The 11,453-nt window shown below is 40.1% G+C and carries 9 protein-coding genes; 2 read left to right on the top strand and 7 right to left on the bottom strand.

Going from position 1 to position 11,453, the window contains the following annotated elements; translation table 11 throughout:
• Nucleotides 1–37: 37 nt before the first annotated feature.
• Entirely contained in the window at nucleotides 38–784 is a 747-nt protein-coding gene (locus ABT310_RS13830; RefSeq protein WP_375324475.1) for a universal stress protein, read from the top strand.
• Nucleotides 785–987: 203 nt separating this feature from the next.
• Here the strand turns inward: ABT310_RS13830 and ABT310_RS13835 are convergent, their stop codons facing one another.
• The 7 genes from ABT310_RS13835 to ABT310_RS13865 form a co-directional block, all read right to left on the bottom strand.
• Nucleotides 988–1,416: a peptidylprolyl isomerase gene (locus tag ABT310_RS13835; protein ID WP_375324476.1), complete on the bottom strand. Its 429-nt coding sequence runs from the start codon at nucleotides 1,414–1,416 to the stop codon at nucleotides 988–990.
• A gap of 135 nt (nucleotides 1,417–1,551) precedes the next feature.
• Nucleotides 1,552–2,640 (bottom strand): hypothetical protein, encoded by a 1,089-nt coding sequence (locus ABT310_RS13840; RefSeq protein WP_375324477.1) that lies wholly within the window; start codon nucleotides 2,638–2,640, stop codon nucleotides 1,552–1,554.
• A gap of 153 nt (nucleotides 2,641–2,793) precedes the next feature.
• A complete protein-coding gene (locus ABT310_RS13845; protein WP_375324478.1) occupies nucleotides 2,794–3,201 on the bottom strand; it encodes a helix-hairpin-helix domain-containing protein in 408 nt (135 codons plus the stop codon).
• A gap of 19 nt (nucleotides 3,202–3,220) precedes the next feature.
• Nucleotides 3,221–3,988, bottom strand: coding sequence for an OmpA family protein (locus ABT310_RS13850; RefSeq protein ID WP_375324479.1), 768 nt, complete (start codon nucleotides 3,986–3,988; stop codon nucleotides 3,221–3,223).
• Between the two features lie 196 nt (nucleotides 3,989–4,184).
• Entirely contained in the window at nucleotides 4,185–5,030 is an 846-nt protein-coding gene (locus ABT310_RS13855) for an MORN repeat-containing protein (protein ID WP_375324480.1), read from the bottom strand.
• A gap of 33 nt (nucleotides 5,031–5,063) precedes the next feature.
• Nucleotides 5,064–5,882, bottom strand: coding sequence for a DUF2490 domain-containing protein (locus ABT310_RS13860; RefSeq protein ID WP_375324481.1), 819 nt, complete (start codon nucleotides 5,880–5,882; stop codon nucleotides 5,064–5,066).
• Between the two features lie 2 nt (nucleotides 5,883–5,884).
• Nucleotides 5,885–7,822 (bottom strand): hypothetical protein, encoded by a 1,938-nt coding sequence (locus ABT310_RS13865; RefSeq protein WP_375324482.1) that lies wholly within the window; start codon nucleotides 7,820–7,822, stop codon nucleotides 5,885–5,887.
• A 228-nt stretch (nucleotides 7,823–8,050) separates the two neighbouring features.
• Here ABT310_RS13865 and ABT310_RS13870 point away from each other — a divergent pair, with 228 nt between their 5' ends.
• Nucleotides 8,051–11,440: an amidohydrolase family protein gene (locus tag ABT310_RS13870; RefSeq protein WP_375324483.1), complete on the top strand. Its 3,390-nt coding sequence runs from the start codon at nucleotides 8,051–8,053 to the stop codon at nucleotides 11,438–11,440.
• The last annotated feature ends 13 nt before the right edge of the window (nucleotides 11,441–11,453 follow it).

The following is an 11,453-nucleotide window of genomic DNA, read 5'->3' on the forward strand; positions in this document are numbered from 1 at the left end:
ATGTTACATTTAAAGAAATACATCAAAACTTGACCTAATGAAAATCTATCAAATCTCTGTTCTGCTCGACTTATCCAAGGACTCTGAAATTGTACTTGCAAACGCGGTTGGTCTAGCAAAGGCCATTGGCGGAGTGGTGGAAGTTTTTCATGTAAAAAGTCCGAATGCTTTTTATAGGGACGATACCACCTCAAAAGTGGAATTGGAGGTAATGGTTTCAAAATATAGAACTAAAGGAGCTTTACCCATAAAATATGTGATCAAAAAAGGGCCTGTAAAAAGAAGGGTGATGGAATATTTGTGCAGCGAACAGCCTGATTTTCTGGTTTTGGGCAAGAAGAGGAGGTTTTCCAGCTTTTTTGGCCGCAGCATTACTGATTTGGTGATAAAACAAACGAATAACACCAACATATTGCTCTTGGGCAAAGATGATGAGCTGTATTCCTTTAAAGAAATGAATCTAGGCATATTTGGGGGCGGTATTAAAGAAAGTGGACTTCAAATCATTAAAAATTTAAATCCTACAGATGATAATCCTGTTCGTTTATTTCACATTAAAAAAGATAAGATGTCGAAGACCAAAAAGTTTTTGGGCCATAAAACGATCTCGTTTGTCTTTAGTAAAGGAACCAATGCCTTGGACAGTATGGTGAATTATGTCACTAAAACCAATATTCAACTGTTGTGTGTATCCAAAGAAGAAGGAAAACATCTTTGGTTTAAAACGAGTCCTATAAAAGCTGTTATTCGTAAATCGAAGGTACCCTTGATGATTTTGGCATAGCCTTGAAAAAGGTGAGAAATGAGAGTGGCTTGATATTTTCTATTTTACATAATGTAAATTATAGTACAAATGTTGTCGTACAGCAAATTGCGTATAGCTTTGCTATTCGGTTCAAGCTATTCTGTATGCCAATTAAAGTAATGAAAACAAAAAAACGCCCTACCAATGTGGTAAGGCGTTTTTATATATCTGAAAATGTATGCTTATAAAATTTCAACCAATTCTAGGTCAAAAACCAAATCTTGACCAGCCAATGGATGATTGGCATCCAAAATAATATCGTCGGCTTCAACTTTTGCTACCCTAAATTGTTGTTGTTGTCCCTCAGCATTGGAACCCACCAAGCCCATACCAACTTCTGGTTTTAAATCTTCTGGCAATTGTGATTTAGAGATTTTTTGAAAAAGCGAATCATTGACTTTTCCATAGGCTTCCAACTTATCAATGGTAATGGTTTTCTTCTCGTTTACCTCCATATCAATTAGTCCTTTTTCAAATCCAGGTATAAGTTGACCTTGACCCAATGCTACCTCCAATGGTTCTCTTTCCAAAGAGCTGTCAAAAATTTGTCCGTTGGTCAATTTACCTGTGTAATGCACCTTTACAGTGTCATTCTCCTTTACTTTACTCATAAATTTGCTTTATAATTTAAAAATCAAAACGTTGCAAATATAAGGGGTATAAATTGGTTGAAAGAATTAGGACTATAAAGCTTTCCCTAAAACCAAATATCTTATGAATTTTTGAACTTAAATTACTACAAGGAGCTAATAATCTACAAAAATCAAATAACTGTTTCGACTTTCGTTCCCCGCGGCACCAATTAAAACCTGATTATTAGTTAGTTTGGTTCCTATAATTTGAAATGACTCTGCTATATTGGGTGCTATTGTTTCCCTAAACGTCCATTCGTTATTTATTAATTGAATCAGATAAGCTTCTTCTCCTTCAAAAGGTGACATTAAAGCATATCCTGCTACCATACTTATATTATCCTCATCAAATCGAATATCTGCCGATAACTGAAAATTTGTATTCACATTTATGGTTTCAAAAGACCCATCTAAGGCAAGTCTAAAGGATTGTAAACCCAGAAATTCAGAATAATACAAAAAGACATCTTCATAATGTGCTAAATCTGCAGTCTGCATTTCCGATTCGGTTCGCAGTAATGTCCATGTTCCATTTTCAAGTTGGTAGAGATGCAAAGGAGTAGATATTGAGCCTGTTAAAATGAAATTATTCCAAATACTTACATCTTGTCCAAAAAAATCATCCGCCTGGCTGTTCTCAGCATAAAAATCTTGAGTGAATGACCAATTGTTCCCATCTTTAGAAAATATATGCATGCTCCCAGGGTCTACATTGGGCTCTGAAAACGATTCATCCCAAATGGCGGAAGCCCCAACCACTAAATAATTATTGGAAAAATCCATATCGTTTCCGAAATAATCTTGTCTTCTTCCTTTTTCATATTTTAATTCGAACTCCCAACGAGAACCGTTCTTGGTATACTGAAGCAATGTTCCCATTCCAGAATCATAGGAACAACCTAAAAGCAGTTTTCCATTAACGAATTTCATACTGGTTAGCCAGAGCGATTCAACAATATCAAATTCTTGTATCAAATCGATAGCGGTGTCCGATTTTTCAAACACCCAAACCTTTTTACTTCCACCAACAAAAATCGTGTTTTGATATACTTCTATTTCAAAACCAAATGCGTCACAATTTTCACAAATGATTTTATCTGCTTCAAAACGAATTTTATTGACCCCTTCAGGTGGATCTGACTTGGAACACGATACCACTAACATATAAAGCGTTACCCATAAAAAAGTATATCTGGTTTTCATAATCGGATAATTTAATGGATTAGCCTACAGTAAGTTAATAAATATAATTTGATTCGTATTTAAGGTAAATTGAATATATACAATTGGGATAAACCAAAAAACCAGCCAAATTTGATTCGACTGGTTTTTACTTTTAAGGAGTTCCAAAGGAGGTTAAACCCCACCTTTCAGCACATCCTGCCATTTTTTAAGCTCGTCCCATTGGCCAATTTCAGCCAACTTTGCCTGTGCGGGCCAGGTCAAGGTTTTTCCACGGTGCGTTGTATATGCCGGACCGGCATCTTCAATGATTTTCTCCAATGTCGCTACATCAGTATTGGATAAATCGTAAAAGCTTTTTATTCCTTTATTGTTCAACAAACCTTCAATTTTTGGACCAATGCCCTCTACTTTGGTTAGGTCATCTTTTCCATGGGAGGGGACAGCCCCTCCTCCACCAAAAATTTGTTTAAGGAGCCATCCTAGGATCAATCCTATAATAAAGGCGGCCAAAAGCCATAATATCCAGGTCCAGAACACATCTGAACCATCGCATGCGGTTGTATTTATTTGTAATGCCATGATTTTATTTTTATAAAGTTTAGTCGATTATTTTGATTTCCACTCGTCGGTTCAGTCTTTTGTTTTCCTCTGTATCGTTGGGTTTCCATGGGTCGGCTTCGCCTTTGGTCTCAACCGCGATTTTGGTTTCGTCCACCCCAAGACTTATCAAGTGGTTTTTATACTCTTGTGCTCGTTTAAGACCAAGTTCGAGGTTGTACTCCTCTTCCCCATCAGCATCGGTATATCCCGTAATCAGGATGGCGTCACCAGATGATTTTAGGAATGTGGCCAATTCATCAAAATAGGCCAAAGTTGCGGCATTGGTGATTTCCTCATCGGAATCGAACTTGTAAAAAACTTTGGTGTGATCAAGATGCTCAATAACATCGTCGCTGCGGGTTACCCATTTATACCTCAATTCATGAAGCATATTGGTTTTTGTAGTTTCACAATCCCCTGCTGGCCTTGAATCGACCAAAATGTTTTCGGGTGGAATCTCAGCAAATAAGGTCTTTACTTTTTCGGCTCGTGCCAGACCGGCACTTTCAGATTCGCCACTAAAATAAGGTCCAACCAATAAAAGTTGTTTTCCTGATGTTTCACCTGCAACTATCTCGGCCCTTTTATCGGGCCACAGATCGTTGGTAATTACTTCTCCTGAGTCGCAGTCGAAAATTAACGGACCGTACTCGATTTCCACTACCTCTTCGGGGCAGCAGACTACTGTTTCTTTATACCATCCCCAGCTGTACCATGCCAGAAATAGAAAAAGAAGCAATAGAAAAATGGCTAGTGTTTTTTTCATTTCCCTATGTTTATGATTAACAACACCTTAAGGTAATAATAAAAGGTGTTCAATATCCAAATAAGGAGAAAAAATCACATCGAATTAATGTAATTCCAATAAGAGGTTACGGAAAACCCCCTCAAAAAAGCCTGCTAAATTGATTTAATTGCCGTAACTGCTTCTATTAAAATTGAAGCTAAAAAGAAGTGTATTGCTATTTTTTGTTGAGTTTGACCAACTCATCATCATCCCATTCTCCACCAGCGACCACATCTCCGTCGGAATCGTAAAACTTGCCTATGCCGCTTCGTTTGTCGTTTTTCCAATCTCCAGTGTATTTTTCACCATTGGGCCAGTAATAGGTGCCAAATCCACTGCGTTTATCATTTTTATAATTTCCGACATAGTATTCACCATCCGCCCAATAAAATGTTCCTTCTCCGTGTCGCTGATTGTTCACCCATTGTCCTTCATAGCGGCTGCCCGTATCCAGTAGGGCAACGCCATATCCGTTTGCCTTGCCATCTTTAACTTGTCCGATATAGTGCATTCTGTTCCCTTTGGCACTTGTGAAGGTGAGATATTCCCCGAAGGATTTTTGTTTCAATTGCTTTTTTAATCGCGCTAATTGCACTTTGGCTTTTTCCAACGAAAAATTAATCGAATCATATTTTCGGTTAGCTATGTCTTCCGACCAGTTGGTTTCGGGCATGCTATCCGTTTCAGTAGCCTGTGTGTTTAAAGCAGGACTGTCTTCCGTATTTTTATCCCTCAATTTTTCCGTCAATGCAATTCGCAATGGAATATTCATACGGTTCTCCGCTGCTGTATTCAAAGAGGCTGTGTAAGAAGCAATGGCCTCATCATAGTTTCCATAGAGCACCAATGAATCTATTTCTGCCAAGCGTTCAAAATCTGCCACTTTTTGTGCATTTACCTCATTTTGTTGTTGTATCTGACTCAGCTGCTTTTTGTATTGGATAGATTTTGATGCAAAAAACAATAGGCCAACAGCAAAAACTGCTGTTAATAAATAAGGGGCAGACTTTTTAAGACTCATAGGTTAACTACTTGGTTCAAAATTAAATACGAATTAATCTGTTAAATGGACGTCGGGAAGCTTATTTTTTACTTTTCTGAAGTCTGGAGAGAAGTATACATGAAAGCGCAGCGTCCATGCCTGCTTATAATACCCCCCATTATATAGCTCTTGCCCTTGTGAATACATGACTCCGGCTGCAAAGGTTAATCGAGGAGTGGCTATATAACCCAATGTTGTAGTCAATCGCAAATCTTCCATTGGGCTGTCCACCACTTCTTTTCCACTTTGCATGATCAATTCGGCTTCTGGAGATAAATAAAATGTTTTAGGTTGTAATTTGTGGTCGTTCAATGGAATTTTTGCCCTGAACATGTACCGCCAACGGTTTCGGAAAATATAATCGCTGTTCTCGGCAAAACCTTGGGTCCAACGATGCTCAATTCGGATACGATGGTACAACATGGCGGAATAAAACGGCATGGCAAACTGATATTGGTGCCAAATTCGCCACTCAGGAACCACGTTTCTATCATCCGATTCCTCATCCGTATTAAAATTGATTCGTACTACACCTCCCAAGCTTATGTTGGTCTTTTTGGAAACAATATAACCGATGGCGTGTCTATTGTAAATTTGGCCAATTTGCCCCATAAAGGGCGTATTTTTTGTTTCCTCAAACCGAAAATGCGTTTGCGCATCCCAAAAAAAGTGCTTTCCAATACGAATGTTTCCGTAGGTATTGACCCATAACTTGGTTTTGGGGTCTTTATATTGTGAGGTTTCCGGTAATGTTTCCTGAGCACTAACTAGGTTCACCATCCCAATCGTCATTATAATCACCAATAAGGAGCTCTTGCTATAATTTCCCATGCTTATTGGTTTTTACGGGTTAGTTCCTGATTCAACAACCTTAAGATTTCCTCTGGTCTTTTTTCACGGCGTAGCTTTCGTTCCAGTTTACGGGTATCCTTATTGCGAAGGGCCAATATGGTTTGGTGGACTTCTACTATTTGGCCGTTCAATTCTGCAGCGTTTTCACAACTTAATGAATCGGTAACAGAAGTTAGGAAGAACGGAATCAATTGGTTTTCGTAAGCCCCAACGATGTGTTTTTTCACTTCTTCATCCATTACATTGGCCATAAAAGGGTTCCACACTGCGGTGGTGTACTCATCTTTAATGACTTTTTGCTGAGCTGGAATGCCTTTAATGGTTATTGCCAAGATTTTCAATTCGGACAAACAGGTTTGCAAAGATTGTCCGTAAGCCAATTTCTCTGTTGGATTTTCAATATCGGCATAGGTGGTCAAAGCACTATCTGCCACCTTTTGAATTTTGGTCAATGCCTTTCTATAGTTTTCAGTAAGCCCAGTAGTGGAATCTATTTCTTGTACCAATTCATCGTTGAGTTCGATGAGCCCCTCTTCCACCCCGTTCAACATTTGCAATTGTTCCTCATTGGTGAGTCTTGAGGCCAAAGAACCTTTGATGAACTCCAAGCTCATTTTGGCGTAAGTACCCAAGGCTGCTACAGAAAGTAAATCGTCTCCTTCGTATTCAAATTCATTGGCACTGGGCAGGCTAAAAGTTCTTTCATCGCCATTTTCATTGGCCATTACCCTAATACCTTTATCTGGCTTTCCATTGGGCCACAACCTGCTTATAACATTTGGGATTTGTTGGTACTGTACAATGTGATGCTCAGCGTAATTGGCCAATTCGCCTAAAGGAGCCACAAATTCTTGTTGAATTTTTTGAGCAACATTATAGTAATAGTAGGCCTCAGGGTCAGTTCTTTTAACAATGTTAAGATGGCTGTTCTTTAAAATAGTCTCGCTTAGCTGCTGTGATACTTTGTAATCTGCCACAATCTGCTCCAAAATTCCATTTTGAACAGAATCCAAAGGATAATACGGAACTTTCACTTGCATGTTCACCTCAAATTTTGAGGAACCTAAGGCGTTTACCACTTCGCTCATTTTTTGAAAATAACCGTGATTCTGTTTCAAAAGTTGAGCAATATGGCTTTCACTCTCCACATCATTCAATAATGCTTTCAACAATACAAGGTAACTTTCATTTAACGGTATAACCCTAAATTGTTCAGTCTGGGTTAGATTAAATATGGAAATTTCCTTAGAAATCCTATCCGATTTTATCTGCACACTGCGAAGCCATCCATCCTCAAAAAACCAGTCCTCGATATCGTCAACTGTTTCTGTGCCATAAAAAGACCATTCATCGTGGGCCAAACCATCACGCAGCAACCTACCAACTAGCACACTGCTATCGTTTTCTATCTGGAAATTCTGCTGTGGAACCCCTTCTTCAAAAGAAAAACTGCTTTTAAAATCAATTTTTTCAATTTCGGAATCTTTGATTTGATTAATTGTATAGATCCAATTCCCATCGGGTTTTCCTTCAAAAAGCACTCCCGTCCCTATTTCTTGCACCCCACTGACCAACACCCGATACTCGTAGTCCACCACTTCACTTTGACTATTGGTCTTGTACTCCCCAAACTGAAATTCCCATGGACCATTGGCCACTCCCATATCAAAAGCACCTTTAAACAAGAAGGAGGCATCCTCATTTTCCATTAATGTTTCCAGGTTCGATTTCTGTAATTGAAAATCACCATCAAGAACCGTATCTAAATCAACAAGGGTGTATTGGTAGCTGGCTTTTCCCAAATAAGGACCAACCTTAAACGGGCCTTCATATATTTTTCGTTCTTGCCCATAAGTCATCGTTAAAAACGAAAATGACATCAATAACGAAAAAAGCCATTTTTTGGAGGGTGGAATCATATGATTATAATGGTTTAGCTGATAGTCTTTATAATTTACGAAAAGATGGACGCGTTTGGACGAATCCAAGGGGGTATTTTACCATATCCGCCAATTTTATCTTAATAAATTAAAAGGTCATCAATTGTATTACGCAATTCTTTAGAAGTAAGCTAAATCTCTGATTCATAATATCCGGAAGGCAAATTTTCATATCTTGTTAGCTTTAGTCATGAATAAATAACTTAAATGAGAAGAAACCAAACATTAATGATCTTGGGCTTTTTAATGGGGCTTTCGCAACTTTTTGCACAAGATGCCGATAGTACCAAGAAGGCGACCAAAGAGCTCCCATTGGAGCCCGAAAGAACTATTGCATATACTACAAAAGAGGGCACCTGGCTGTCCTTGGATGTGAATCCCGACGGTTCGACCATTATTTTTGATATGATGGGTGATTTATACACCATTCCAATTACGGGAGGAAAAGCCACACAGATTACAGAAGGAATGGCTTATGATGTTCACCCAAGGTTTAGCCCTGATGGAAAATCCATTGTGTTCATTTCCGATAAAAGTGGTTCCGATAACATTTGGACCTTGGAGTTGGATTCCAAAGAAACCAAGCAAATCACCAAAGACAACAACCAAAACTACTTTTCGGCAGATTGGAGTCCTGATGGTGATTATATTGTTGGTGCTCGCGGCAGAAGAAACATCAAACTGCACATGTACCACAAAGATGGTGGTGGTGGAGCCCAACTAATTGACAAACCAGACAATCTAAAAGCGATTGACCCCGAGTTCGCTCCTGACGGAAAACTCATCTATTTTTCACAGCGAAGAGGTGGTTGGAATTACAACGCACAGTTACCTCAATATCAGTTGGGCACCTACAACACAGAAGATGGGGAAATGGCGGTAATCACATCACGATACGGCTCTGCATTCACCCCTACCCTTTCCCCAGACGGAAAATGGTTGGTGTATGGAAGTCGGTTTGAAACCGAAACAGGCTTGGTATTGCGTAATTTGGAAAACGGTGATGAAAGCTGGTTGGCCTACCCTGTGCAGCGCGATGAACAAGAATCCATCGCACCTTTAGGGGTATTGCCTGCCATGGCCTTTTCACCAGACAGCAAAAATTTGGTAGCAAGTTATGGTGGCAAGATCTATTCCATCGATATAGCTACAAATTCTGCCACAGAAATTCCTTTTGAAGTGGATGTAAAATTGGAATTGGGACCCCAACTTTCCTTCAAATATCCTATTGATGACGCCAAAGAGGCCTTTGTGACCCAAATTCGTGATGCAGTGCCCTCTCCTGACGGCACTAAATTGGCATTTACGGCATTGAATAGGTTGTACGTAATGGATTTGCCGGATGGAACTCCAAAACGATTGACCAAAAATGACTTTGTGGAAGCACAACCAGCTTGGTCACCCGATGGCGAAAATATTGTTTTTGCCACTTGGGAAACCGATGGTGGATTTTTATACAAAGTGAATGCCAACGGTCGTGGGAGAATTACCAAACTTACCGAGGAAGCTGCTGTGTATTCCAACCCGGCTTGGTCGTACAAGAGTGATAGAATTGTATTCACCAAAGGTGCTGCCCAGGTATATCGAGATGCTATTGGGCCAACTGCAAGGAATTCGCAAGAAGATTTGGCTTGGGTTTCCGCAGAAGGTGGTGAAGTGACTTTTATTGACAAGTCTAAGGGACGTTCCATGCCTCATTTTACAAAAGTAGATGACCGTATTTACTTAAGTAAAGGGAAAACCTTGTTATCCATACGATGGGACGGAACTGATGAAAAGGAACATTTGACCTTAAGTGGAATCACTACTTTCGGTTCTTCATCATTCGGTTTCCACGATAAAAATGGTGGACACAGTATTTTGCCGGGTTCTGAGCAATATCAAGAACCAAAGGATAAATCATCATCACCATCCGAAATTAAAATATCGCCCGACGGTACTACAGCTTTGGCAAAAATCAATAATGACATTTATACGGTGACTATTCCAAAATATGGAAAAACCCCGAAAATTTCTGTTGCCAGTGCAGACAAAGCAGCTTTCCCTGCCAAAAAGTTGACTGTTTTGGGTGGTGAATTCCCTGCTTGGTCAGGCAATAGCAAAGATGTGCATTGGTCTTTGGGGTCAAGTCACTTTATCTATAACCTTCCAGCAGCCCAAGCCTATGCCGATAGCGTGGCCACTGCGAAAAAAGAGGCGGAAAAGCTGAAGGAGGAAAAGAAAGATGAAGAGGATGAGGATGAGGATGAAGAGGAAAAAGACAAAAAAGAGGATAAGGACGAAGGCTATAAAGCCAAGGAACTGAAGGTGAAAGTGAGTTTCACCAAGGATATTCCAGAAGGCACGGTACTTTTGAAAAACGCCAGAATCATCACCATGAAAGATAATGAGGTGATTGAAAATGGGGATATCCTAATTGAAAACAACCGTATAAAAGCCGTTGGTGACACGGGAACCTTGGATGTTCCTAAAGGAACCGTAGAAATAGATGCCACTGGTAAAACCATTACGCCCGGTTTTGTGGATACCCATGCCCATATGTGGCCCAATTGGGGAATCCAAAAAAATCAGATCTGGATCTATTCGGCTAATTTGGCCTATGGTGTTACCACCACCAGAGATCCACAAACGGCCACCACAGACGTCCTAACGTATTCCGATATGGTCAAAGCCGGAATGATGCACGGGCCACGTGTGTACAGCACTGGACCTGGCGTTGGTTATTGGGCATATAAGCTTAAATCATTAGAACATGCCAAGGAGGTACTGAAACAATATAGTGAGTATTACAATACCAAAAGCATAAAAATGTATTTGGTCGGAAACCGACAAATGCGCCAATGGGTGATCATGGCTGCCAAAGAACTGAAATTGATGCCCACAACCGAAGGTGGATTGGATTTTAAATTAAATATGACCCAATTGTTGGACGGTTATCCCGGTCACGAACACTCATTCCCTATTTACCCTATTTACAAGGATGTGGTACAATCCGTTGCAGAATCCAAAATGGCGGTCACCCCTACCCTTTTGGTGTCTTATGGCGGACCATGGGCAGAAAACTATTATTATGCTACCGAAGAGGTGTACCATGATAAAAAGTTGCAATACTTTACTCCTTATGAGGAATTGGCAGGGAAATCCCGTAGAAGAGGAGCCTGGTTTATGCCCGAGGAACATGTTTTTCAAAAACATGCCGAATTTATGAAGGATTTGGTTGAGGCTGGCGGACTTGCAGGCGTTGGCAGTCATGGGCAGTTGCAAGGGTTGGGCTTCCATTGGGAATTATGGTCCGTCGCAAGTGGCGGCATGAAGAATATGGATGCCTTAAAAGTGGCTACCATTATCGGAGCCGAGGATATTGGTTTGGATGGTGATATCGGAAGTATTGAAGCTGGTAAATTGGCGGATATCCTTATTATGGAGAAAAACCCATTGGAGGACCTCCGCAATACCAATACGTTGACCCATGTGATTAAAAATGGAAAGGTATACGATGCCGACACCTTGGATGAGGTCGCCCCTCTAGAAAAAGAGGCTGAGCCATTTCATTGGCAAACCAAAAGACCTGAGGGTCTCCCAGGTATGAAGAAATAAGGTTTTAAAATAA

The organism is Flagellimonas cixiensis, assembly GCF_042134615.1.
Lineage (GTDB): Bacteria > Bacteroidota > Bacteroidia > Flavobacteriales > Flavobacteriaceae > Flagellimonas > Flagellimonas cixiensis.

What these genes read in the sequence shown, in the direction of transcription:
- ABT310_RS13830 (WP_375324475.1), top strand. Translation starts at nt 38, where the DNA reads ATGAAAATCTATCAAATCTCTGTTCTGCTCGACTTATCCAAGGACTCT.
- ABT310_RS13835 (WP_375324476.1), bottom strand. Translation starts at nt 1,416, where the DNA reads ATGAGTAAAGTAAAGGAGAATGACACTGTAAAGGTGCATTACACAGGT.
- ABT310_RS13840 (WP_375324477.1), bottom strand. Translation starts at nt 2,640, where the DNA reads ATGAAAACCAGATATACTTTTTTATGGGTAACGCTTTATATGTTAGTG.
- ABT310_RS13845 (WP_375324478.1), bottom strand. Translation starts at nt 3,201, where the DNA reads ATGGCATTACAAATAAATACAACCGCATGCGATGGTTCAGATGTGTTC.
- ABT310_RS13850 (WP_375324479.1), bottom strand. Translation starts at nt 3,988, where the DNA reads ATGAAAAAAACACTAGCCATTTTTCTATTGCTTCTTTTTCTATTTCTG.
- ABT310_RS13855 (WP_375324480.1), bottom strand. Translation starts at nt 5,030, where the DNA reads ATGAGTCTTAAAAAGTCTGCCCCTTATTTATTAACAGCAGTTTTTGCT.
- ABT310_RS13860 (WP_375324481.1), bottom strand. Translation starts at nt 5,882, where the DNA reads ATGGGAAATTATAGCAAGAGCTCCTTATTGGTGATTATAATGACGATT.
- ABT310_RS13865 (WP_375324482.1), bottom strand. Translation starts at nt 7,822, where the DNA reads ATGATTCCACCCTCCAAAAAATGGCTTTTTTCGTTATTGATGTCATTT.
- ABT310_RS13870 (WP_375324483.1), top strand. Translation starts at nt 8,051, where the DNA reads ATGAGAAGAAACCAAACATTAATGATCTTGGGCTTTTTAATGGGGCTT.